21 protein-coding genes and 1 pseudogene are annotated in these 22,595 nt (G+C 73.0%); 16 read left to right on the top strand and 6 right to left on the bottom strand.

Going from position 1 to position 22,595, the window contains the following annotated elements; translation table 11 throughout:
• The first annotated feature begins 115 nt into the window (after positions 1–115).
• On the top strand, positions 116–316 hold the full coding sequence (locus AB0J08_RS16190; protein WP_360633338.1) for a hypothetical protein: 201 nt from the start codon (positions 116–118) through the stop codon (positions 314–316).
• 425 nt (positions 317–741) lie between these two features.
• On the opposite strand, the pseudogene AB0J08_RS16185 reads toward AB0J08_RS16190, so the two are convergent.
• A pseudogene (locus AB0J08_RS16185) lies at positions 742–1,560 on the bottom strand (DUF2252 family protein); the annotation flags it as partial.
• 187 nt (positions 1,561–1,747) lie between these two features.
• Between AB0J08_RS16185 and dnaE the strand changes: the two are divergent.
• On the top strand, positions 1,748–5,305 hold the full coding sequence (gene dnaE / locus AB0J08_RS16180; RefSeq protein WP_360633335.1) for a DNA polymerase III subunit alpha: 3,558 nt from the start codon (positions 1,748–1,750) through the stop codon (positions 5,303–5,305).
• Positions 5,306–5,351: 46 nt separating this feature from the next.
• Here the strand turns inward: dnaE and AB0J08_RS16175 are convergent, their stop codons facing one another.
• Positions 5,352–6,242: a LysR substrate-binding domain-containing protein gene (locus AB0J08_RS16175; RefSeq protein WP_360633332.1), complete on the bottom strand. Its 891-nt coding sequence runs from the start codon at positions 6,240–6,242 to the stop codon at positions 5,352–5,354.
• A gap of 72 nt (positions 6,243–6,314) precedes the next feature.
• Here AB0J08_RS16175 and AB0J08_RS16170 point away from each other — a divergent pair, with 72 nt between their 5' ends.
• From AB0J08_RS16170 to AB0J08_RS16145, 6 genes are all read left to right on the top strand, one after another.
• Positions 6,315–7,238 (top strand): dihydrodipicolinate synthase family protein, encoded by a 924-nt coding sequence (locus AB0J08_RS16170; RefSeq protein ID WP_360633329.1) that lies wholly within the window; start codon positions 6,315–6,317, stop codon positions 7,236–7,238.
• 98 nt (positions 7,239–7,336) lie between these two features.
• The gene (locus tag AB0J08_RS16165; RefSeq protein WP_360633326.1) at positions 7,337–8,365 is read left to right on the top strand and encodes an aspartate-semialdehyde dehydrogenase; all 1,029 of its coding nucleotides are present in this window, start codon (positions 7,337–7,339) and stop codon (positions 8,363–8,365) included.
• A 280-nt stretch (positions 8,366–8,645) separates the two neighbouring features.
• The gene (locus tag AB0J08_RS16160; RefSeq protein WP_360633323.1) at positions 8,646–9,854 is read left to right on the top strand and encodes an NYN domain-containing protein; all 1,209 of its coding nucleotides are present in this window, start codon (positions 8,646–8,648) and stop codon (positions 9,852–9,854) included.
• Positions 9,855–10,072: 218 nt separating this feature from the next.
• On the top strand, positions 10,073–11,071 hold the full coding sequence (locus AB0J08_RS16155) for an ABC transporter ATP-binding protein (protein WP_360633320.1): 999 nt from the start codon (positions 10,073–10,075) through the stop codon (positions 11,069–11,071).
• Positions 11,072–11,073: 2 nt separating this feature from the next.
• Positions 11,074–11,880: an ABC transporter permease gene (locus AB0J08_RS16150; RefSeq protein ID WP_360633364.1), complete on the top strand. Its 807-nt coding sequence runs from the start codon at positions 11,074–11,076 to the stop codon at positions 11,878–11,880.
• A 125-nt stretch (positions 11,881–12,005) separates the two neighbouring features.
• Positions 12,006–12,806, top strand: a complete 801-nt coding sequence (locus AB0J08_RS16145) for an ABC transporter permease (RefSeq protein WP_360633318.1) — start codon at positions 12,006–12,008, stop codon at positions 12,804–12,806.
• A 56-nt stretch (positions 12,807–12,862) separates the two neighbouring features.
• Here the strand turns inward: AB0J08_RS16145 and ybaK are convergent, their stop codons facing one another.
• From ybaK to AB0J08_RS16130, 3 genes are read right to left on the bottom strand one after another with little or no spacing between them, the layout of a single operon-like run.
• Complete coding sequence (ybaK, locus tag AB0J08_RS16140) at positions 12,863–13,357, bottom strand: Cys-tRNA(Pro) deacylase (RefSeq protein ID WP_360633315.1); 495 nt, start codon at positions 13,355–13,357, stop codon at positions 12,863–12,865.
• A gap of 32 nt (positions 13,358–13,389) precedes the next feature.
• Positions 13,390–14,118 carry an LON peptidase substrate-binding domain-containing protein gene (locus AB0J08_RS16135; RefSeq protein ID WP_360633312.1) on the bottom strand — a complete coding sequence of 243 codons (729 nt, stop codon included), beginning with the start codon at positions 14,116–14,118 and terminating at the stop codon, positions 13,390–13,392.
• 42 nt (positions 14,119–14,160) lie between these two features.
• The gene (locus AB0J08_RS16130) at positions 14,161–15,801 is read right to left on the bottom strand and encodes an oxidoreductase (RefSeq protein WP_360633309.1); all 1,641 of its coding nucleotides are present in this window, start codon (positions 15,799–15,801) and stop codon (positions 14,161–14,163) included.
• Positions 15,802–15,892: 91 nt separating this feature from the next.
• Between AB0J08_RS16130 and hisD the strand changes: the two genes are divergently transcribed.
• The 8 genes from hisD (at position 15,893) to hisF (ending at position 21,688) form a co-directional block, all read left to right on the top strand.
• Positions 15,893–17,200, top strand: a complete 1,308-nt coding sequence (hisD, locus tag AB0J08_RS16125; protein WP_360633306.1) for a histidinol dehydrogenase — start codon at positions 15,893–15,895, stop codon at positions 17,198–17,200.
• Complete coding sequence (locus AB0J08_RS16120) at positions 17,197–18,294, top strand: histidinol-phosphate transaminase (protein WP_360633303.1); 1,098 nt, start codon at positions 17,197–17,199, stop codon at positions 18,292–18,294. Before hisD ends, AB0J08_RS16120 begins: the two co-directional genes overlap by 4 nt.
• 6 nt (positions 18,295–18,300) lie before the next feature.
• A complete protein-coding gene (hisB, locus tag AB0J08_RS16115) occupies positions 18,301–18,894 on the top strand; it encodes an imidazoleglycerol-phosphate dehydratase HisB (protein WP_360633300.1) in 594 nt (197 codons plus the stop codon).
• A complete protein-coding gene (locus AB0J08_RS16110) occupies positions 18,891–19,043 on the top strand; it encodes a hypothetical protein (protein ID WP_360633298.1) in 153 nt (50 codons plus the stop codon). The genes hisB and AB0J08_RS16110 overlap by 4 nt, the downstream gene beginning before the upstream one ends.
• A 66-nt stretch (positions 19,044–19,109) precedes the next feature.
• A complete protein-coding gene (hisH, locus tag AB0J08_RS16105) occupies positions 19,110–19,745 on the top strand; it encodes an imidazole glycerol phosphate synthase subunit HisH (RefSeq protein ID WP_360633295.1) in 636 nt (211 codons plus the stop codon).
• Between the two features lie 22 nt (positions 19,746–19,767).
• Positions 19,768–20,493, top strand: coding sequence for a bifunctional 1-(5-phosphoribosyl)-5-((5-phosphoribosylamino)methylideneamino)imidazole-4-carboxamide isomerase/phosphoribosylanthranilate isomerase PriA (priA, locus tag AB0J08_RS16100; protein WP_360633292.1), 726 nt, complete (start codon positions 19,768–19,770; stop codon positions 20,491–20,493).
• Complete coding sequence (locus AB0J08_RS16095) at positions 20,490–20,921, top strand: RidA family protein (protein WP_360633289.1); 432 nt, start codon at positions 20,490–20,492, stop codon at positions 20,919–20,921. The genes priA and AB0J08_RS16095 overlap by 4 nt, the downstream gene beginning before the upstream one ends.
• Positions 20,918–21,688, top strand: coding sequence for an imidazole glycerol phosphate synthase subunit HisF (hisF, locus tag AB0J08_RS16090; RefSeq protein WP_360633286.1), 771 nt, complete (start codon positions 20,918–20,920; stop codon positions 21,686–21,688). The genes AB0J08_RS16095 and hisF overlap by 4 nt, the downstream gene beginning before the upstream one ends.
• An 84-nt stretch (positions 21,689–21,772) precedes the next feature.
• Here hisF and AB0J08_RS16085 read toward each other — a convergent pair whose 3' ends face one another.
• The gene (locus tag AB0J08_RS16085; RefSeq protein WP_360633283.1) at positions 21,773–22,558 is read right to left on the bottom strand and encodes a VOC family protein; all 786 of its coding nucleotides are present in this window, start codon (positions 22,556–22,558) and stop codon (positions 21,773–21,775) included.
• Positions 22,559–22,595 lie beyond the last annotated feature (37 nt).

Here is a 22,595-nt window from a genome sequence, read left to right as displayed (position 1 = left end):
GTAAGAGGCCGAACGGCCCGTCTCGGTCCGGCCGGTTTTCCCGATTCGGGTCCGCCGTTGGCGGACTTCTGGCATCCTCGCCGAGAGTTTTCGGCATGTGACACGGGGTGGCCTGTTGCAGTACACGATCAGCGCGAGCGCGTTCCTCGCGATCATCATCGTCATTCGGCTGCGCCGGCGGACCCACTCCCGTTCCCGAAACGACGAGCTGGTGACCGTGCTGAGCGCCGTCACCCTCGGGGTGCTGATCGCCGCCACCCCGCTGGGCCGGAGTATCCACCAGCTCGTCGACGCCGTCGTCAGGGCGCTTCAATGACCAGCGTGCCGAGTTGGCGGCACCCGCTTCGTCGGCTCCACCACCATGGCGTGGAGAAGAGGCTCGCACCGGCCGTACATGCCGCTGACGACCTCGCGTTACTGCTCAGGACCACAGCGCTGCTCGGGCGGGCCTGCTCTCTCCCGGCGGCAGTGGCGCCAGCAGGTTGGCGGCCGTGACAGGAGCACTCCTCGGTTAGTTCCTTCGTGTGACTTCCGGACTTCGGCCGCATGCGGAAACGGTTCGCCGGGGCAGGTCCTCAACCGTTCGCGCTTTCGCCCCGGCTGCTGACCGACGGCGCCCGTCACCGGGCCTCTGACCGAGCAGCAGGAGGCACTACCGAAGGGACCATCACATGCGCAGCCTGCGTACCCGTACAGCCTTGTTTACCGGTGCGGCCGTTGTTCTGGGGACGGTGCTGGCCGGTGGCCCTCCAACAGCAGGTTGTAGGAGGGCAGGCCGGCGCTGCCGATGCCGATGCCGCGGCGGCCCACGACGTCCTTGACCCGCAGTGACTCCGGCCGGGTGCGGGAGGCGGGCGGCAGGGTGGCGAGGTAGGCGGCGAAGGCCTCCAGCACCTCGGCCCGGGTCGGCTCGTCCAGCTCGATCGCGCCGCCGCCGGTGCGGAAGCGGCGTTCGTACCCCTCGACGACGGTCTCGGACTCCAGCAGCGCGACCCGGGTCTGCAGCCGGGCCCGGCGCAGGGTGTCCAGGATCGGGCCGGTGGCGGTGTCCAGGGTGAAGGGGGCGGCGTCCCCGGAGGAGACGTGGGCGGCGATCCGGGCCCGGTAGGCGGTGGCGAAGGCGGTGACCAACCGGGTGATCGTCGCGTCGGACAGCGCCTTGGCGTAGCCGATCAGGGCCAGCGAGGCGGCGAGCCGCTGGACGTCCCAGGTGAACGCGCCGACGTAGGCCTCGTCGAAGTCGTTGACGTTGAAGACCAGCCGGCCCTCGGCGTTCAGATAGGTGCCGAAGTTCTCGGCGTGCAGGTCGCCGTGGATCCAGACCCGGCTGGTGCGCTCGTCCAGGAAGCCGGCGCCGTACTCGGCGAACGGGCCGTCGGCGACATCGGCGTAGTAGAGCCCGGCGGTGCCCCGGTAGAAGGCGAAGGCGGAGGCGGCCATCTTGCGGAACTTCACCCGGAACGCCGCCGGGTCCTTGGCGAGCAGGTCGCCGAAGGCCGTGTCGAAGACGCGCAGGACGGTCTCGGCGCGGTGGTCGGCGGTGTGCTGCGGGTGGGACATGAGAGGGGTCCTTTGCGGCGAGTGGGCGGCCTGGGAGTTCTGTGACCGGAGGCTAGAGTAGGAGCGTGAACGTGTGAGAACTGGTCCGGGCCCCGGTGGTGGCTCGGACCACATATGTTTCCAGGCGCCTTCGTGACCTGTGCGTTCGCCGGCCAGCCAGACAGCACCAGCCTCCGGAGGCCCCGCCTTGAGCGATCAGCCGTACGCGCACCTGCACGTCCACACCGAGTACTCGATGTTGGACGGGGCGGCCCGGTTGAAGCAGCTCTTCAAGGAGGTCGAGCGGCTGGGCCAGACCCATGTCGCGATGACCGACCACGGCAACATGTACGGCGCGGCCGAGTTCCACAAGCAGGCCACCGCCGCCGGGATCACCCCGGTGATCGGCATCGAGGCGTACGTCGCCCCCGAGGCGCGCACCAACACCAAGCGCATCCTCTGGGGCCAGCCGCACCAGAAGCGGGACGACGTCTCGGCGTCCGGCGCGTACACCCACAAGACCATCTGGGCCCGGAACAAGGAGGGCCTGCACAACCTCTTCAAGCTGACCTCGCGCTCGTACGCCGAGGGCTGGCTGGTGAAGTGGCCCCGGATGGACAAGGAGATCATCGCCGAGCACGCGGCCGGCCTGATGGCCACCACCGGCTGCCCCTCCGGCGAGGTGCAGACCCGGCTGCGGCTCGGCCAGTTCGACGAGGCGCTCAGGTCCGCCGCCGACTACCGGGAGATCTTCGGCCGGGAGAACTACTTCCTGGAGCTGATGGACCACGGGCTGGACATCGAGAAGCGGGTCCGCGACGGGCTGCTGGAGATCGGCCGGAAGCTGGACATCCCGCCGGTGGTCACCAACGACTCGCACTACACCACCGAGTCCGACGCCGGCGCGCACGACCTGCTGCTCTGCGTCCAGACCGGCAAGAACCTCTCCGACCCGGACCGTTTCCGCTTCGACGGCACCGGCTACTACATCAAGTCGGCCGCCGAGATGTACGCGCTGGACTCCTCGGACGCCTGGCAGGAGGGCTGCCGCAACAGCCAGCTGCTGGTCGCCTCGCGGGTCGACACCGCGGGCATGTTCGAGTTCCGGAACCTGATGCCGCGGTTCCCCATCCCGGAGGGCTTCGAGTCCGAGGCGGACTTCTTCCGGGCCCAGGTGTGGAAGGGCATGGACTGGCGCTTCCCGGGCGGGTACGACGAGGAGCACCGGAAGCTCGCCGAGTACGAGATGGACACCATCGTCCAGATGGGGTTCCCGGCGTACTTCCTGGTGGTCGCCGACTTCATCATGTGGGCCAAGAGCCAGGGCATCGCGGTGGGCCCCGGCCGCGGCTCGGCGGCCGGCTCGCTGGTCGCCTACGCGATGGGCATCACCGACCTCGACCCGATCCCGCACGGCCTGATCTTCGAGCGCTTCCTCAACCCCGAGCGCATCTCCATGCCCGATGTCGACATCGACTTCGACGAGCGCCGGCGCGGTGACGTGATCCGGTACGTGACGGAGAAGTGGGGCTCCGACAAGGTCGCCATGATCGTCACGTACGGCACCATCAAGGCGAAGGCCGCCATCAAGGACTCCTCGCGCGTCCTCGGCTACCCGTACGCGATGGGCGACCGGATCACCAAGGCGATGCCGCCGGACGTCATGGGCAAGGGCATCCCGCTCTCCGGCATCACCGACCCCTCGCACCCGCGCTACGGCGAGGCCGGCGAGATCCGCGGGCTGTACGAGAACGACCCGGACGTCCGCAAGGTGATCGACACCGCGCGCGGCATCGAGGGCCTGATCCGCCAGCCCGGTGTGCACGCGGCCGGCGTCATCATGTCCTCCGAGCCGCTCACCGACCACATCCCGGTCTGGACCCGGCACACCGACGGCGTCACCATCACGCAGTTCGACTACCCCACCTGTGAGGGCCTCGGCCTCCTCAAGATGGACTTCCTCGGCCTGCGCAACCTCACGATCATGGACGACGCCGTCAAGGCGATCGAGAAGAACAAGGGCATCAAGATCAACCTGCTTGATCTGCCCCTGGACGACAAGCCGACCTATGAACTGCTGGCGCGCGGCGACACGCTCGGCGTCTTCCAGCTCGACGGCGGTCCGATGCGTTCACTGCTGCGCCTGATGAAGCCCGACAACTTCGAGGACATCTCCGCCGTCCTCGCGCTGTACCGGCCGGGCCCGATGGGCGTCAACTCGCACACCAACTACGCGCTGCGCAAGAACGGCCAGCAGGAGATCACCCCGATCCACCCGGAGCTGGCGGAGCCCCTGGCGGAGATCCTGGAGCCGACGTACGGCCTGATCGTGTACCAGGAGCAGGTGCAGAAGGCCGCGCAGATCCTGGCCGGGTACACGCTCGGCCAAGCCGACCTGCTGCGCCGGGCCATGGGCAAGAAGAAGAAGGAGATCCTGGAGGCCGAGTTCGTCCCGTTCCAGCGGGGCTGCCGCGCGCACGGCTACTCGGACGCGGCGATCCAGGCGGTGTGGGACGTCCTCGTCCCCTTCTCCGGCTACGCGTTCAACAAGGCGCACACCGCCGGGTACGGGCTGGTCTCGTACTGGACGGCGTACCTCAAGGCCAACTACCCGGCCGAGTACATGTCCGGCCTGCTGACGTCGGTCAAGGACGACAAGGACAAGTCGGCGGTCTACCTCAACGAGTGCCGCAAGATGGGCATCCAAGTGCTCCCGCCGGACGTGAACGAGTCGGACTCCGACTTCACCCCGCACGGGGACACCCTCGTCCGGTTCGGCCTCACCGCCATCCGCAACGTCGGCGGGCCGGTGGTGGAGTCGATGATCCGCACCCGGAAGGCGAAGGGGAAGTTCGCCTCGTTCCCCGACTTCCTGGAGAAGGTGGAGTCGGTGGTCTGCAACAAGCGGACCGTCGAATCGCTCATCAAGGCGGGTGCGTTCGACTCGCTCGGGCACACCCGCAAGGGGCTGACCGCGCAGTTCGAGCCGATGATCGACAACGTCGTCGGGGTCAAGCGCAAGCAGGCCGAGGGCCAGTTCGACCTGTTCAGCTCCGCCGAGCCCGGGCAGAGCGGCGGCGACGCGGTCGGCGACGAGCCGAGCTTCGGGTTGGACGTGGTCTTCTCCGAGGAGGAGTGGGACAAGGCCTTCCTGCTCACCCAGGAGCGGGAGATGCTCGGCCTCTACGTCTCCTCGCACCCGCTGCACGGCATCGAGCACCTCCTCGCCGACAAGGCGGACTGCGCGGTGGCCGACCTCGCGGAGCGGCCGGACGGTTCCATCGTCACCATCGGCGGCATCATCTCCGGCCTCCAGCGGAAGATGACCAAGCAGGGCAACGCCTGGGCGATCGCCACCGTCGAGGACCTGGCCGGCTCGATCGACTGCATGTTCTTCCCGGCCAGCTACCAGCTGGTCTCCTCCCAACTCGTCGAGGACGCCGTGGTGTTCGTCCGCGGCAAGGTGGACAAGCGGGAGGACGTGCCGCGGCTGATGGGCATGGAGCTCGCGGTGCCCGACCTGACGAACGTCGCGGCCCAGCTGCCGATCACCCTCACCATCGCGGAGAGCCGGCTCAACCCGGCGGTGGTGACCAGGCTCGGGGAGGTGCTGGCCCACCACAAGGGAAGCACCGAGGTGCACGTCCACCTCCGGCGCGGTGACAGCACCACCGTGCTGCGGCTGGACCGGCACCGGGTGAAGTCCGACCCGGCGCTGTTCGGGGACCTCAAGCAGCTGCTCGGGCCGAGCTGCCTGGCGAACTGAGAGCGGGCGGGGCCCTGGCGGTCCCGCCGCCGAGGCCCGGCGGACCTCAGGCCGTTCCGCCGCCGAGGCCGGGCGGGACGGCCGTGTGCAGGGCCGAGACGAAGGCCGAGATCGCCGGGTGCGAGCCCGCGCCCGCGCGGAAGGCGGCGCGGGTACGGCGGTACATCGGCAGTCGGGTGAGGACGACGCCCGGCGGGGGCTGCGCGGTGCCCAGCTGTGGGACCAGCGCCACCCCCTGGCCGGCCGCCACCAGGGCCAGCACCGTCGCGAAGTCGTCGATCTGGTGCCGGATCCGCGGGGCGAAGCCGGCGCTCTCGCAGGCCCGGACGGCCATGGTGTGGCAGAGCGTGCCCCGCGGCGACATGATCCAGGGCCTGTCGCGCTGCTCGGCGACGGTGCCGGCCGCCCGGGCCGCGAGGTACATCGGCTCGGTGAACACCGGGCGGGTCACCGCCAGGCCGGGCTCCGGGTCGGCCGGCACCAGGTCGTACTCGTGCACCAGCGCCACGTCCAGCTCGCCCGCGCGCAACGCCGCGGCCACCGCCGCGGGGTCCACCTCCGTCACCATCGGCTCCAGGCCCGGGTGCCAGCCGGAGAGTTCGGCGAGCACCGCCGGGATCACCGCGCGGGCCGCCGACGGGTAGGTGCCGATCCGCAGCGGGCCGGCCAACCCCTGCCTGGCGTGGGCGAGTTCGGCGTTCGCCTGCTCCAGTCGGGCCAGCACCGCCTCGGCGTGCCGGACAAGGCCCAGCGCGGCTGGCGTCAGCGCGACCCGCCGCCCGGTGCGCTCCAGCAGCGGGACACCGGCCTCCTTCTCCAGGACGGACAGCTGTTGGGAGACCGCCGACGGGCTGAACGAGAGCGCCTCGGCGACGGCGGCGATGGTGCCGAGGTGGGCGAGTTCGCGCAGCAGGCGCAGGCGTCGGACGTCGAGCATCGGCCCAGCTTACGAGAAGCGTCAGAAATCTGAACTGGACCTGCGGGATCGGCGGGCCGCAGGATCGTGGGCATGGAACACACGGTCCTCAAGGGCATCTACGTCCCGCTGGTCACCCCGTTCGCCGAGGACGGCTCGGTGGCGCTGGACGCACTGGAGAAGCTGGCCGGCTCGGTGCTGGACGACGGCGCGGCCGGGCTGGTCGCACTCGGCACCACCGGGGAGCCGGCCACCCTGGGCGCGGACGAGCGGCGGGCGGTGACCGAGGTCTGCGCGGCCGTCTGTGCCGAGCGCGGTGCGCAGCTGGTGGTCGGCTCGGGCGGGCCCGGCACCGCGTCGGCCGCCGAGGAACTGGCCGCGCTGGCCGCCCGGGTGCCGGGGGCGGCGGCCGCGCTGGTCACCGTGCCGTCCTTCGTGCGCCCGGGCGAGGCGGGTACGATCGCGCACTTCCGAACGCTGGCCGCGGCGAGCCCGGTGCCGCTGGTCGTGTACCACATCCCGTACCGGACCGGGCAGCAGCTGACGGTCGGCGCCCTGCGTCGGCTCGCCGCCGTGCCGGGCGTGGTGGGCGTCAAGTACGCGACCGGCGGGCTGGACCAGGACGCCGTGGAGCTGCTGGCGGACCCGCCCGCGGGCTTCGCCGTCCTGGCGGGGGAGGACGCCTTCCTCGCGCCGATGCTGGCGCTCGGCGCCGCCGGCGGCATCCTGGCCTCGGCGCATCTGGCCACCGCGCGCTTCGTCGAGCTGGCCGCCGCCTGGGAGCGGGGGGACGTGCCGCGCGCCCGGGCGCTGGGGCACCGGCTGACCGCGCTGACGGTGGCCGCCTTCGCCGCGCCCAACCCGGCCGTGGTCAAGGGCGTGCTGCACGCCCAGGGCCGGATCCCCACCCCGGACGTCCGGCTGCCGCTGCTGCCGGCCGGCCCGGCGGAGGTCGCCGCGGCACTGGCACTGGCCACCGCTCTGGACCGCGATCCGGGCACTGGTCTGGACCACTAGCTCTCACACCGTGGAATACCAGGTCGCCCCGCCCCGGTGACAGGGCATGATGGGCGGAGTGCGGCTGTGACCAGCAACATCAAGAGGAGTAGTCGGATATGAAGATCGGCATTGTCGGGGCCACCGGCCAGGTCGGCGGCGTGGTCCGCGAGATCCTGGCGGAGCGCAACGTCGCGGTGGAGCAGCTGCGGCTGTTCGCCTCGGCCCGTTCGGCCGGGCGCACGCTGCCCTGGCAGGGCACCGAGATCACCGTCGAGGACGCGGCCACGGCCGACTACACCGGCCTGGACATCGTGATCTTCTCGGCGGGCGGCTCCACCTCCAAGGCCCTCGCCCCCAAGGCGGCCGCGGCCGGTGCCGTCGTGATCGACAACTCCTCGGCCTGGCGCCGCGACCCCGACGTCCCGCTGGTCGTCTCCGAGGTCAACCCCGGCGCCATCGCGAACCGCCCCAAGGGCATCATCGCCAACCCGAACTGCACCACCATGGCCGCCATGCCGGTGCTGCGCCCGCTGCACGACGAGGCCGGCCTCGCCGCGCTGGTCGTCTCCACCTACCAGGCCGTCTCGGGCAGCGGCGTGGCCGGGGTGGCCGAGCTCCAGGACCAGGCCGCCAAGGTCGTCGACGGCGCTTCGGCGCTCGCCCACGACGGCTCCGCGGTCGAGTTCCCCGAGCCCAAGGTCTACAAGCGCCCGATCGCCTTCAACGTGCTGCCGTTGGCCGGCTCCATCGTCGACGACGGGTCCAACGAGACCGACGAGGAGCAGAAGCTCCGCCACGAGAGCCGCAAGATCCTCGGCATCCCCGACCTGAAGGTGGCCGGCACCTGCGTGCGCGTCCCGGTCTTCTCCGGCCACTCGCTGCAGATCAACGCCCGCTTCGAGCGCCCGATCAGCCCGGAGCGCGCGACCGAGCTGCTCGCCGGCGCCCCCGGTGTGGAGCTGAGCGAGATCCCCACCCCGCTCCAGGCCGCGGGCCGGGACCCGAGCTTCGTCGGCCGCATCCGCGCCGACGAGACGGTGGAGAACGGGCTGTCGCTGTTCATCTCCAACGACAACCTGCGCAAGGGTGCCGCGCTCAACGCCGTCCAGCTGGCCGAACTGGTCGCCGCCGAGCTCAAGGGCTGATTCCGCGATCTCACCAGGCGGGCCCCGTCCTCGGACGGGGCCCGCTTCGCGTGCACGGGCGCCGGGGCCCGCTTCGCGTGCCGGATCCGCCGCCGGGCTGTTGCCGGACCGCGACATCCGCCGAGATTCGCCGGGCGAACCAGGGGTAAAGGTGACCCAACGATCGGGCGGCTGCGGGCACCCCTCACCCCACGGGCCCGAGCGCCGGGCGGACCGCGCCCACCCGGCAGCGCCGCACCGGTGACGCCGGACCCCGAGGGCGAGCGAAAAGAGGTGCGCGATGGACCGCTGTGTCGTCCTGGTGGACGCCGGTTACCTGCTGGGCGCCGCCGCCAGCCTGCTCGCCGGTGACCCGTCCCGGTCCCGCGTCAGTGTCGACCACACCGCGCTCATCACCGCCCTGCGCGAACGCGCCGAGGCCGAGACCGGTCTGCCGCTGCTGCGGATCTACTGGTTCGACGCCGCCCCCGACCGCCGCCCGATGCCCGAGCACCGCCGGCTCAGGGTCCTGCCGCGGGTCACCGTCCGGCTCGGCGCCCTCACCCGGGCCGAGGGCCGCTGGGTGCAGAAGGGCGTCGACGCCGCGATGCACGCCGAGCTCTCCGAACTCGCCCGCAACCGGGCCTGCGCCGACGTCGTGCTGATCACCGGCGACGGGGACCTGCTGCCCGGCATGATGTCCGCCAAGGAGCACGGCGTGGTCGTCCACCTCTGGGCGCTCCAGGCCGCCGACGGCGACTTCAACCAGTCCGAGGACCTGGTCGGGGAGGCCGACGAGCGGCGGGTGCTCGACCGGGAGTGGATCGAGGGCTCGTTCACCCTGCGCGACACCGCCACCGCCTTCCCCGCCCCCGGGCCCCGCCACGAGATCGCCAAGATCCTGGCCGCCCCGCCCGCGGCCGTGGCGTCCGCGGTCCGGCCCGCCGCCGTGCCCGCGTCCGCCGAGGTGCCGGTGGCGAACGGGCGCTCCGCCGGCACGGCCACCGCGCTCAAGGTCGTCCCGACGCCGAAGGACCTCGCCGGGCGCGCCGTCGCCCCGCAGCCCGCGACGGCGGCGCAGCCCTCCGGGCCGGTACTGCGCTGGTCCTCCGACCGGGGCTGGGTCGAGCGGCCCGCCGCCGAGCCCGCCGTCACCGCCGGGGACGGCCTGCCGACCCTCGCCCAGCTGACCACCGCCGAGCAGCGCTGGGCCGACCGCGAGGAGGACATCACCACCATCGGCGGCGACGCGCACGAGGTCGGCCAGGTGTTCGCCCGCCGCTGGACGGAGCGGCTCGGCGACGTCGAACGGCTCACCGTGCTCTGGCCCGACTACCCGCGCATCCCGCACCGGGTCGACGGCGAGCTGCTCCGCTACGCCGCCCGGTTCGGCCTGCTCGCGCACAAGGACGACCAGATCGACGAGCACGACCGGTACGCCATCCGGGCGGGTTTCTGGAAGGAGCTGGCCGGCCGCGTCCCCGGCGGGGACCTCGTCGTCGACGACTGACCGGGCCGCGTCGCCCCGGGGTCCGTCGTCGAACTCCCGCAGGTGGGAGTTCGACGACGGACCCAGGCCCTGTCCGGCCCGTTTCGGGGGATCAGGCCCCCTTGTCCGGTTACCGGTGTCCACCGCGTAGAGTCTTCGCTCGTGAGCGAGGGCAACGAGCGGAGCGTCGACAGGGACGCGATCCGCGAAGCGACCGCTCAGTGGAGCGAGGCGGGCGGATGAGCGAGACGGCCGGGCGGGCACCCCGGGAGGCCTCGCCGTGCTGTGCCGTACGCGACCTGGTCAAGACCTACCGTTCCGGGCGCGGAGCCGGTGCCACCGGGATCCGGGCCAACGACGGCATCAGCCTGACCGTCCGGCAGGGCGAGATCTTCGGGCTGCTGGGGCCCAACGGGGCCGGCAAGTCCACGCTGGTCCGCCAGCTCACCGGTCTGCTGCGACCCGACTCCGGCTCCATCGAGCTGCTCGGCCACGACGTGGTCCGCCACCCCGAGCGGGCCGCCCGGCTGCTGGGCTACCTCGGCCAGGAGTCCACCGCGCTGGACGAGCTGACGGTCGCCCTCGCCGCCGAGACCACCGGGCGGCTGCGCGGCCTCAGCCGGGCCCGGGCCCGGGCCGAGGCCGCCGACGTGCTCACCGAACTCGCCCTGGAACCGCTCGCCCACCGGCCGCTCGCCAAGCTCTCCGGTGGCCAGCGCCGCCTGGCCTGCTTCGCCGCCGCGCTGGTGGGGGAGCGGCCGCTGCTGGTGCTGGACGAGCCGACCAGCGGCATGGACCCGGTCGCCCGCCGCGCGGTCTGGAGCGCCGTCGACCGCCGCCGGGCGGAGCAGCGGACCACGGTGCTGCTGGTCACCCACAACGTGATCGAGGCCGAGACCGTGCTGGACCGGGTCGCGGTGGTGGACGAGGGCCGGGTGATCGCCTGCGACACGCCCGGCGGGCTCAAGGCACTGGTGGACGGCGACGTCCGGCTGGACCTGGTCTGGCGGGACGAGGCGCCGATGACGGTGCCCGCCGTCGCCGCGCTCGCCGAGCGGGCCGAGCGCACCGGCCGGCGCTGGACGGTGCGCACCACCCCCGAACGGGCCCGCGAACTGGTCGCCGCCGTCACCACCGGCCCGGCCTTCGCCGCGCTGGACGACTTCACCCTGGCCACCCCGAGCCTTGAGGACGCCTACCTCAAGCTGGGCGGCCGCCATGGAGGACTGGCCAAGTGACGCTGCTCTCGGTGCCGCCGCAGACCGCCGGGGTCGCGGACGGCGGGCCCGCCCCGCTGGCCCCCGCCGCCCGGCTGCTGCCCGCGCTGGCCGCCGTCTACCGGGCGCAGCTGGCCCGGGCCAAGGTGGCCCGCATCCCGCTGCTGTTCGTGGCGACCTTCCAGTCGCTCGGCATCCTGGTGATGATGCGCGGCGTCGTCGACCCGGGGCAGACCTCGGCCGCGCGTTCGGTGGTGGCCGGCTCCAGTGTGCTGGTGGTGGCCTTCGTGGCGCTCAACCTGCTGGCCCAGTACTTCGGTCGGCTGCGGGCCACCGGCGGCCTCGACCACTACGCGACGCTGCCCGTCCCGGCGGCCTCGGTGGTCCTCGGCGCGGCCGCCGCGTACGCGTCGTTCACGCTGCCGGGCACCCTGGTGACGGCCGTCGCCGGGGCGTGGATGTTCGGGCTCCCGATGGGGCAGCTCTGGGTGCTGCTCGCGGTGGTGCCGCTGGCCGGGGCGGCGCTGTCCGGGCTCGGCGCGGCCTGCGGGCTGCTGGCACCCAAGCAGGAGATCGCCACCATGCTGGGGCAGCTCGGCATGTCGGCGGCGCTGCTGCTGGGCGTGCTCCCGGTGGACCACCTGCCGCAGCCGGTGCTCTGGCTGCGCGACCTGCTGCCCTCCACCTACGGCGTGGAGGCCTTCGCCCGGACCTTCGCGGCCGACCCGGACTGGGCGGCGGTGGCGGGCGACCTGGCGGTCTGCGCGGGGGTGGGCGTGGCGTCGCTGGCGGTGGCCACCTGGGCGTACCGGCGGGCCACCACCCGCTAGGAGCCGCGCCGGCCCGGTCGCCGGCCCGGCCCGGTCCCGACCCCCTCGCCCGGCCCGGCCGCCCGGGTGACGGGTCCGCACGGGTGGCGGGTCCGTCCGGGCGGCGATCGTGAAACGATGGGCCCGTGACCGTACCGAACACACCTCCGGATCCCCTGCGCGCCGCCGCGGGCGCCGACGCGGACACCGCCGCTCCTGGTCCGGCCGCCGGCCCGAACCCGTACGCGCCGCCGCCCGTGGACCAGGCCGTCCTGCGCGCCGCGGACCGGCGGGCGCCGCTGGAGCGGCTGCTGCCCGAACTGAAGGTCGGCGCGGTCACGGTGCTGGCCTGCCTGGCGCTGGGCCTGGTGATGGCGGTGCTCTGGGCCTGGCTGGCGCCGAAGGTGCCGCTGGTGGTCGACGGCAACAAGATCCTCTACGGCGACCCGGAGGGCGAGCAGCGGGCCGGGGCCGACAGCGTCTTCGTGCTGATCGGGCTGGGCATGGGCATCGTGACCGCGCTCGGCGCGTTCCTGTTCACCCGGCGGCGCGGCGGCGGGATCGCGGTGGCGGTCGCCCTCGCGACCGGCGGTCTGCTGGCCTCGGTGGGCGCCTGGGGCCTGGGCCGGCGGCTCGGCCCGGCGAGCGACCTCGTCGCCGAGGCCCGGCGGGTCGGCAACGGCGGCCACTTCGACGCCGACATCGACCTCGGGGCCTACGGCGCGCTGCTGGCCTGGCCGATGGCCGCGATGGTGGTGCTGCTGGCGCTCTCGGCCGCCTTCGGCAAGCGCGAGGAGGACCCGCCTCCGTACTGGGCGGGCCCGTACGGCGTGCAGCGGCCCGTGGACGGGCAGCCGGGCGGTGCCGGACCGGTGCCCGGCGGGCCCCACCCGGGCCCGGCGGGGGAGCACCCGGGCGACCGGCCGCCGCAGGACCGCACGCCCTGACGGCGCACCGGGCCGGGGCGCCGGCCCGGTGACCCGGTGACTCGGTGACCCGGCCGTCAGCGGCCGATCGGGGCGGTCAGCGCGCCGGTGACTCCGACCAGGTCGGCCGGGGCCAGCTCGACCTCCAGCCCCCGCCGGCCGGCCGAGACGTACACCGTGGCGTGGGCGAGCGCGCTGTCGTCCACCACGGTGCGCAGCGGCCGGCGCTGGCCGAGCGGGGAGATGCCGCCGAGGACGTAGCCGCTGCTGCGCTCGGCGGCCGCCGGGTCCGCCATCGCGGCGCGCTTGCCGCCGACGGCGGCGGCGAGCGCCTTCAGATCGAGCCGGCCGGCGACCGGGACGACGCCCACGGTGAGCACGCCGTCGACGTCGGCGACCAGCGTCTTGAAGACCCGCTCGGGCGCCACGCCGAGCACCTCGGCGGCCTCGCCGCCGTACGAGGCGGCGGCCGGATCGTGCTCGTAGGAGTGCATGGTGAACGCCACCGCGGCGTTCTCCAGGGCGACGGTGGCGGGCGTGCCCCCGCCGCCCTTCTTCGGCTTCCTGGCCATCGGGACCTCTCCGGACGCGTCGGCGGGCGTGGTCAGTTGGGGCTGAAGGACTGGCGGGTCAGCTCGACCGCGGGGAGCGACGGCAGCCAGCTGAGCACCGCCGTCTCGCGGCGCAGCAGCTCCAGCTCGGCGGTCAGCCGCCGGGCGGTGTCGGGGCAGGCCAGCAGCTCCTGCTTGACCGGCGTCCCGAAGACCGAGGCGGCGGCCACCAGGTAGGAGAGCACCTGCGGGTCGTCCGGCAGCTCCTGGCGGCCGACGGTGCTGGCCTCGCGGGCGCCGGCCAGCCGCTTCTGGTAGGCCCGGAAGGCCCGCTCCACGCCGGCGGCCAGGGCCCCGGCGCCCTCGCCCGGCAGCTCCTCGATCGGCTCGATCTCGCCGCTCAGGTACGGACCGCCGGTGTCCACCGAACGCAGCCGGAACCGGGTGGTGCCGGTGACCAGCAGCTCGTACCGGCCGTCCGGCTGCTCCTGCGCGGAGGCGACGTCGGCCACGCAGCCGACGTGGTAGAGCGCCTCCAGAGGGTCCCCGGTCACGATGCCCAGACCGTCCAGCGGCCCGGCCGGGCCCGCCTCGGGCCGGACCGGCGCGACCTCGCGGCCGTCCTTGATGGCGAGCACGCCGAACCGCCGGGGCTGGTCCTCGGGGAGGGCGAGCAGGTCGGCGACCAGACGGCGGTAACGCTCCTCGAAGATGTTGAGGGGCATCACCAGGCCCGGGTAGAGCACGGAGTTCAGCGGGAAGAGCGGCAGCCGTTCTGTCACGGCGCACAGCGTAGTTCCCCGAGCGGCGGATACGCCCGGAGGTTATCCCCGCTGGAGCATCCGGCTGGCTCCGGCGGCGACGGTGGTGGCCAGTACCCAGCCGACGATCACCAGGCCGGAGCTGACCCACTGGGCGGCGCCGCCGGGGTTCCAGCCCTGCTGGCCGAGGTCGACGACCGGCAGCAGCTGGCCCAGCGCGTACAGCACCGGGTTCCAGTGCGGGCTCTCGTCGGCCTTGAGCGGCTGGAGCCGGTGGGTGGCGAAGTAGATGCTGCCCAGGGCCCAGGCGAGCAGCAGCCAGAGCGCGGCCCGGCCGGGGCGGAAGCCGTAGCCGACGGTGACGTCCTGGACCCGGCCCCAGAGCCGGGCGGGCAGCGGCAGGGTGTGCCGGCGGCGGCGCTGCTTGGCGTACAGCACCTCGCGGGCGTCGTCGTCGGCGCCGTCGCGGCGCAGGGCGGCGGCCAGCTGCTCGTAGGACTCGGGCTGGAACTCCACCGAGGTGCCCTCCAGCCAGGCGATCCGCTGCTGGACGGTGAAGGGGGCGGCCGGACGCAGGCACTCGTAGGTGAAGCCGGTGAGGCCGAGGTGCTTGCCGAGCGGCCAGGAGTCGGGGGCGTCGACCAGGTTGCCGACCCTCGCGCGCGACAGCGAGACCTTGCCGGTGGGCGGGATGCGGCAGGTGAAGCGCAGCTCGGGGGTGTGGATGCGGCGCAGCGCCAGCTCGTCGTCCGGGCCGAGGTGGAACTCGGCGTCGGCGATCAGGCAGGCGCTGTCGAAGCGGCTGTCGGAGAGCCGGACGGCGCCGTGCGCGCGAAACGGCGTACTGGCGGAGCCGGCCGGGACGACCTGGCCGTAGCCGGAGCCGTAGTACGACCCGGAGGAGGACCAGCCGCCGTCCGCCGAGCCGCTGAGGTACAGGGTGTGGCCGACGGTGATGCGCACGGCGTTGAGGGCGACCTTGTTCTCCGGGACGGCGTGCAGCTGGGCGCCGCGCAGCGAGAGCCGTCCGCCGATCCGGGCGGTGCGCAGACTGACCTCGCCGTGGGACTCCAGCCGGTCGGCCTCGAAGTCCTGGCTGACCGCCAGGCCGTCGGCGGAGAGCGCCCGGCCGAACCGGTCGCCGCCGAGGACGGCCTGATTGAGCAGCAGGTCGGTGCCGATCCGGGAGTCGGTGAGCCGGATGCCCTGCGGTATCCGGCAGCGGGCCAGATGCAGGTCGCCGGAGGTGGTGAGGCGGGAGGCCTCCAGCCGGGGTATCAGGCAGCTGACGAAGCGCAGGGTGCCGGCGTCGGCTTCGGAGATGAGCAGCTTCCGCTCGAAGCGGCAGTCGCGAACCTCGACGTAGTGGCCGATGGTGCCGCCGGCCAGCACGAGTGGGCCGGTGATCCGGGCGCCGGTCACCTTGAGGGCGGCGACCCGGCCGGGGGCGGCCGGCGGGCCGTCCAGCAGCAGGTGGGCCAGGACCTCGGCGCGGATCGTGCGCTCGGGGCCCCACGGCTCGTCGCCGAAGGTGTCGTCCAGCGGGTCGGGCGCGCCGCCGGGCCGGGCCGGGTCGGGCCGGGTGCCGGAGGGGCCGTTCCGCGGCCCCCCGCCGGTCCCCAGGTCGTACACCTCGCCCTGGCGGAACGCCTCCCAGAGCCCCTGCTCGGTCCGCGTCCAGCCGTCCGGCGCACGCTCCGCCATCGTTCCCCCGTCTCCCCCGGTCGTCTCACCCTTCGTATCACGGACTGAAATACGGGGCCGCCGGTTCCGGCCACTCCTTACACTGGGTGGCGTGATCTCTCGAATCGACCTGCGCGGCTCGCTCGACGACCCGCGTGACCTGCTGCCCCGTGCCGACTTCGACGTCGCGGCCGCCCTGGAGAAGGTGCGTCCGATCGCCGAGGACGTGCACCATCGCGGGGTCGCGGCGGTGATCGACATCACGGAGCGTTTCGACGGCGTGCGCCTGGAGTCCACCCGGGTGCCCGCCGAGCAGCTCACCGAGGCCCTCGCGACGCTGGACCCGAAGGTCCGCGCCGCACTGGAGGAGTCGATCCGCCGCGCCCGCCTCGTCCACGCCGACCAGCGCCGGACCGGGCACACCACCCAGGTGGTGCCGGGCGGTACGGTCACCCAGCGCTGGGTGCCGGTGGACCGGGTCGGCCTGTACGTGCCGGGGGGCCTCGCCGTCTACCCGTCCTCCGTCGTGATGAACGTGGTGCCCGCGCAGGAGGCCGGGGTGACCGGCATCGCGGTGACCTCGCCGCCGCAGAAGGCCTTCGGCGGCCGGGTGCACCCGACGATCCTGGCGGCCTGCGCGCTGCTCGGCGTCACCGAGGTGTACGCCGTCGGCGGCGCCCAGGCGGTCGCCATGTTCGCGCTCGGCACCGAGGAGTGCGAGCCGGTGAACATGGTCACCGGTCCCGGCAACATCTACGTGGCCGCGGCCAAGCGCTACTTCGCCGGCCGGATCGGCATCGACTCCGAGGCCGGTCCGACCGAGATCGCCGTCCTCGCCGACGACAGCGCCGACCCGGTGGACGTCGCCGCCGACCTGATCAGCCAGGCCGAGCACGGCCCGACCTCGGGCTCGGTGCTGGTCACCGACTCGCCCGAGCTGGCCGAGGCCGTCGAGGCCGAGCTGAAGACGCAGGTCGCCCGGACGAAGCACAGCGAGCGGGTGGCCGAGGCGCTGGGCGGCCGGCAGTCCGGCATCATCCTGGTCGACGACCTGACGCAGGGCCTGGCGGTGGTGAACGCCTACGCCGCCGAGCACCTGGAGATCCAGACCCGGGACGCCCACGCGGTCGCCGCCAAGGTCCGCAACGCGGGCGCGATCTTCATCGGCCGCTGGACCCCGGTCTCGCTCGGCGACTACGCGGCCGGCTCCAACCACGTGCTGCCGACCGGCGGCTGCGCCTGCCACTCGGCCGGGCTCTCGGTGCAGACCTTCCTGCGCGGCGTCCAGGTCGTCGAGTACGACCGGGAGGCGCTGGCCGGCATCGCCGCGCACGTCGTCAACCTCGCCGACGCCGAGGACCTCCCCGGTCACGGCGACGCCATCAAGGCCCGCTTCGAGTGGACGGTTCCCGGCGCGTGAAGATCGACGACCTCCCCATCCGCGACGAGCTGCGCGGCCAGTCCCCCTACGGCGCACCGCAGCTGGACGTCCCCGTCCAGCTGAACACCAACGAGAACCCGTACCCGCTGCCCCCGGAGCTGGTGGCCCGGATCGCCGAGCGCGTCGCAGAGGCCGCCCGCGGCCTCAACCGCTACCCCGACCGGGACGCGGTCGAGCTGCGCGAGGGCCTGGCCGCGTACCTGACCCGGACCACCGGCGTCGAGCGCACCCGCGCGCAGGTCTGGGCCGCCAACGGCTCCAACGAGATCCTTCAGCAGCTGCTCCAGACCTTCGGCGGCCCCGGCCGCACCGCGCTCGGCTTCGAGCCCTCCTACTCGATGCACGCCCTGATCTCCCGGGGCACCGGCACCGGCTGGATCTCCGGGCCGCGCGACGAGGACTTCACCGTCGACGTGGCCGCCGCCTGCGAGGCCATCGCCGAGCACCGGCCGAACGTCGTGTTCGTCTGCTCGCCGAACAACCCGACCGGCACCGCCGTCCCCGCCGACGTGGTGCTGCGGCTGTACGAGGCCGCGCAGGCCGCCGGGCCCAGCGTGGTGGTCGTCGACGAGGCGTACGTCGAGTTCTCGCACCGCGCCTCGCTGCTGTCGCTGCTGGCCGGCCGGCCCAACCTGGTGGTCACCCGCACCATGTCGAAGGCCTTCGGCGCGGCCGGTCTGCGCCTGGGCTACCTGACGGCCGACGCCGCCGTGGTGGACGCCGTCCAGCTGGTCCGGCTGCCCTACCACCTGTCGGCCGTCACCCAGGCCACCGCGCTGGCCTGCCTGGAGCACACCGACACCCTGCTCGGGTACGTCGGCCGGCTCAAGGCCGAGCGCGACCGGCTGGTCGACGCGCTGCGCGGGCTGGGCCTGGAGGTGACCGACTCGGACGCCAACTTCGTCCAGTTCGGCCGCTTCGCGGACACCCACGCCGTCTGGCAGGCCATCCTCGACCAGGGCGTCCTGGTCCGCGACAACGGCGTCCCCGGATGGCTGCGCGTCACCGCCGGCACCCCTGCCGAGAACGACGCCTTCCTGGACGCCGTCTCCTCAGTGATCAAGGAGCTGTAATCCCGTATGTCCCGTATCGGACGCGTTGAACGCACCACCAAGGAGACCTCGGTCCTGGTCGAGATCGATCTCGACGGCACCGGCCGGACCGACATCTCCACGGGCGTCGGGTTCTACGACCACATGCTCGACCAGCTCGGCCGCCACGGCCTCTTCGACCTCACCGTGAAGACCGACGGCGACCTGCACATCGACACCCACCACACCATCGAGGACACCGCCCTCGCCCTGGGCGCCGCCTTCAAGCAGGCACTCGGCGACAAGGTCGGCATCTACCGCTTCGGCAACTGCACGGTGCCGCTGGACGAGTCGCTCGCCCAGGTCACCGTGGACCTCTCCGGCCGCCCCTACCTGGTGCACACCGAGCCGGAGAACATGGCGCCGATGATCGGCAGCTACGACACCACCATGACCCGGCACATCCTGGAGTCCTTCGTGGCCCAGGCGCAGGTCGCCCTGCACGTCCACGTGCCGTACGGACGCAACGCGCACCACATCGTGGAGTGCCAGTTCAAGGCGCTGGCCCGGGCCCTGCGCTACGCCGCCGAGCGCGACCCGCGCGCGGCCGGCATCCTCCCCTCGACCAAGGGTGCGCTGTGAGCAAGTCCACGATCGTCCTCCTCTTCGTCGGGCTCTTCCTGGCCGGCGGTGTGATCTCGTTCTGGAAGCAGAAGATCCCGAAGGGCGTCATCGCCGTGCTCGCCATAGGCTCGGTGCTCTGCCTGGCCTCCGGCCTCATGCGCCTCTAGCGCCGCCGTGCAGACAGCGCCGTACAGAGCCGCCACGGAACAGCCGAGAGACTTGGACACCTGAACATGGGCAAGAACGTCGTCGTACTCGACTACGGGTCGGGCAACCTCCGCTCGGCCCAGCGCGCCGTCGAGCGCACCGGCGCGACCGTCACCGTCACGTCGGACTTCCAGGCCGCGATGGACGCGGACGGCCTGCTCGTCCCCGGCGTCGGGGCCTTCGAGGCCTGCATGCGCGGGCTGAAGGCCGTCCGCGGGGACTGGATCATCGGCCGCCGGCTCGCCGGCGGCCGCCCGGTCATGGGCATCTGCGTCGGCATGCAGATCCTCTTCGAGAAGGGCGTCGAGCACGGCGTGGAGACGGCCGGCTGCGACGAGTGGCCGGGCAGCGTCGAGCCGCTGGAGGCGCCGGTCGTCCCGCACATGGGCTGGAACACCGTGGACGCCCCCGCGCAGAGCCGGATGTTCGCCGGCCTCGACGCCGACACCCGCTTCTACTTCGTGCACTCCTACGGGGTGCGCCACTGGGAGCTGGAGGTGCACAGCGCGCGGATCAACGCCCCGCTGGTCACCTGGGCCACGCACGGGCAGCCGTTCGTCGCGGCCGTCGAGAACGGCCCGCTCTGGGCCACCCAGTTCCACCCCGAGAAGTCCGGCGACGCCGGCGCCGCCCTGCTGACCAACTGGGTCAACACCCTCTGACGATCTGAGAGTTGTCACCATCATGAGCCGCCTCGAACTGCTCCCCGCCGTCGACGTCCGGGACGGCCAGGCCGTCCGCCTGGTCAAGGGCGCCTCCGGCACCGAGACCTCCTTCGGCGAGCCGCTCGCCGCCGCCCTCGCCTGGCAGAACGCCGGCGCCGAGTGGCTCCACCTGGTCGACCTGGACGCCGCGTTCGGCACCGGCAGCAACCGCGACCTGCTCCGCGAGGTCACCGCCGCGCTGGACATCAAGGTCGAGCTGTCCGGCGGCATCCGCGACGACGAGTCGCTGGCCGCGGCCCTCGCCACCGGCTGCACCCGGGTCAACCTCGGCACCGCGGCCCTGGAGAGCCCCGAGTGGGTCGCCAAGGTCATCGCCGAGCACGGTGACAAGATCGCCGTCGGCCTGGACGTGGTCGGCACCACCCTGCGCGGCCGCGGCTGGACCCGCGACGGCGGCCAGCTCTTCGACGTGCTGGCCCGTCTCGACGCCGAGGGCTGCGCCCGTTACGTCGTCACCGACGTCAACCGGGACGGCACCCTGACCGGCCCCAACCTGCAGCTGCTGCGCGACGTCTGCGCCGCCACCGACAAGCCGGTGGTCGCCTCCGGCGGCGTCTCCTCGCTGGACGACCTGCGCGCCATCGCGACTCTCGTCGGCGAGGGTGTCGAGGGTGCCATCGTGGGCAAGGCACTCTACGAGCAGAAGTTCACCCTCGAAGAGGCCCTGGAGGCGGTTTCAGGATGACGGAACGTCAGATCGTGCGCGGTCGGGTGGCCGGATTCTCCCCCTGGGAGGACGATTTCGGCTACTCGCGAGCGGTCGCCGCGGGAGACCACGTGCACGTGTCCGGCTCCACCGCCTGGGTGGACGGGAAGATCGAGCACGAGGGCGACCCGTACCTGCAGACCCTCGCCGCGTTCGGCGTCGGCCTCAAGGCCCTGGCCGCGTACGGTCTGACGACGGACGACGTGGTCCGTACCCGGATGTACATCACCCACGCCCGCGACGCCGACGAGGTGGGCCGCGCCCATCGCACCCTCTTCGACGTCGTCCGCCCGGCGGCCACCATGGTGGTGGTCGACGGCCTGATCGACTCCCGGATGATGGTCGAGGTCGAACTCGACGCCTACCGCGCCGGGCTCGCACGCACTCTGGAAGGCAAACAGCCGTGACCCTCGCCGTACGTGTCATCCCCTGCCTGGACGTCGACGCCGGCCGGGTGGTGAAGGGCGTCAACTTCCAGAACCTGCGCGACGCCGGCGACCCGGTCGAGATGGCCAAGCTCTACGACGCCGAGGGTGCCGACGAACTGACCTTCCTCGACATCACCGCCTCCTCCGGCGACCGCGAGACCACCTACGACGTGGTCCGCCGCACCGCCGAGCAGGTCTTCATCCCGCTCACCGTCGGCGGCGGCATCCGGGCGGTCGACGACGTCGACAAGCTGCTGCGGGCCGGCGCCGACAAGGTGGGGGTCAACACCGCGGCGATCGCCCGCCCGGAGCTGGTCCGGGAGATCGCGCAGCGCTTCGGCCGCCAGGTACTGGTGCTCTCCGTGGACGCCCGGCGCTGCCCGGAGGGTACCGAGACCGCCTCGGGCTTCGAGGTCACGACCCACGGCGGGCGCCGCGGCACCGGCCTGGACGCCGTCGAGTGGGCGGGCCGCGCGGCGGAGCTGGGCGCGGGCGAGATCCTGCTCAACTCCATGGACGCGGACGGCACCAAGGACGGCTACGACCTGGAGCTGATCCGGGCCGTCCGCAAGAGCGTCGCCGTCCCGGTCATCGCCTCCGGCGGCGCCGGCAAGCTCGCCGACTTCGCCCCCGCCGTGGAGGCCGGCGCCGACGCCGTGCTGGCCGCCAGCGTCTTCCACTTCGGGGACCTGCGGATCGGCGAGGTCAAGGAGGCGCTGCGGGAGGCCGGGCACCCGGTCCGCTGACCCGCTGCGGCCCGAACCCCCGCCCGCTGGTCCCCCGGCCGTGCCGTCCACGCCCGCAGGCGCGGACGGCACGGGCGGCCGCGCTCAGGACTCCTGTCGCGGCTCACCCTTGATCAGCGCGAACGGCGCGCCGAACGGATCCGCCAGCCAGGCGATCCGGCCGACCTCCGGGACGTCCTCGGCGGGCATCAGCACCCTGCCGCCGGCCGCCTCGGCGCGCCGGACCAGCTCGTCCACCTGCTCGGTGGCGAAGTACGGCGTCCAGGACGGCGGTTGGCCCTCGCCCATGACCGGCGCGACGCCGCCGAAGCTGGTGGCCCGCTGGTCGCCGTCGGCGGTGGAGAGCACCAGGTAGGTCATCCCCGGGGCCGGGAACTTCTCCGAGCGCCAGCCGAACACCGCCCGGTAGAAGCCGAAGCCGGCCTCCTGGTCGGTGGTGTGCAGCTCGGTCCAGACCAGCGCGTTGTCGGTGGACACCGCGTCCAGGCCGACGGTCGTACCGGCCTGCCAGATCGCGAACTGCGCGCCCTGCGGGTCGGTGAGCTGGGCCATCCGCCCGGCGTCCATCACGTCGAACGGCGCGGCCCGGACGGCGCCGCCGGCCTGCTCGACGGCCCGGGTGGTGGCGTCCGCGTCCGGGGTCTTGAAGTACGTCGTCCAGGCGGACTTCGCGCCCTCCTCGGTGAGCGGTCCGATCGCGCCCACGGTCTTGCCGTCGGCCTGGAGGAAGCCGTAGCCACCCGCCTCCGGGCCGAGCTCCTGGAACGTCCAGCCGAACACCGCGCCGTAGAAGGTGGCGGCGGCCGCCGGATCCGGGCTGCCGAGGTCGATCCAGCAGGGCGAGCCGGTGGGAAAGTCGGTGGTGAGCATGAGGTGGTGCTCCTTCGACGGGAAAGACGGCCGGGCG

This window comes from Kitasatospora sp. NPDC050463, from assembly GCF_040655255.1.
Lineage (GTDB): Bacteria > Actinomycetota > Actinomycetes > Streptomycetales > Streptomycetaceae > Kitasatospora.
Note: the sequence above shows the minus strand (reverse complement) of the source record. Positions and strands in the feature narration are given on the sequence as shown.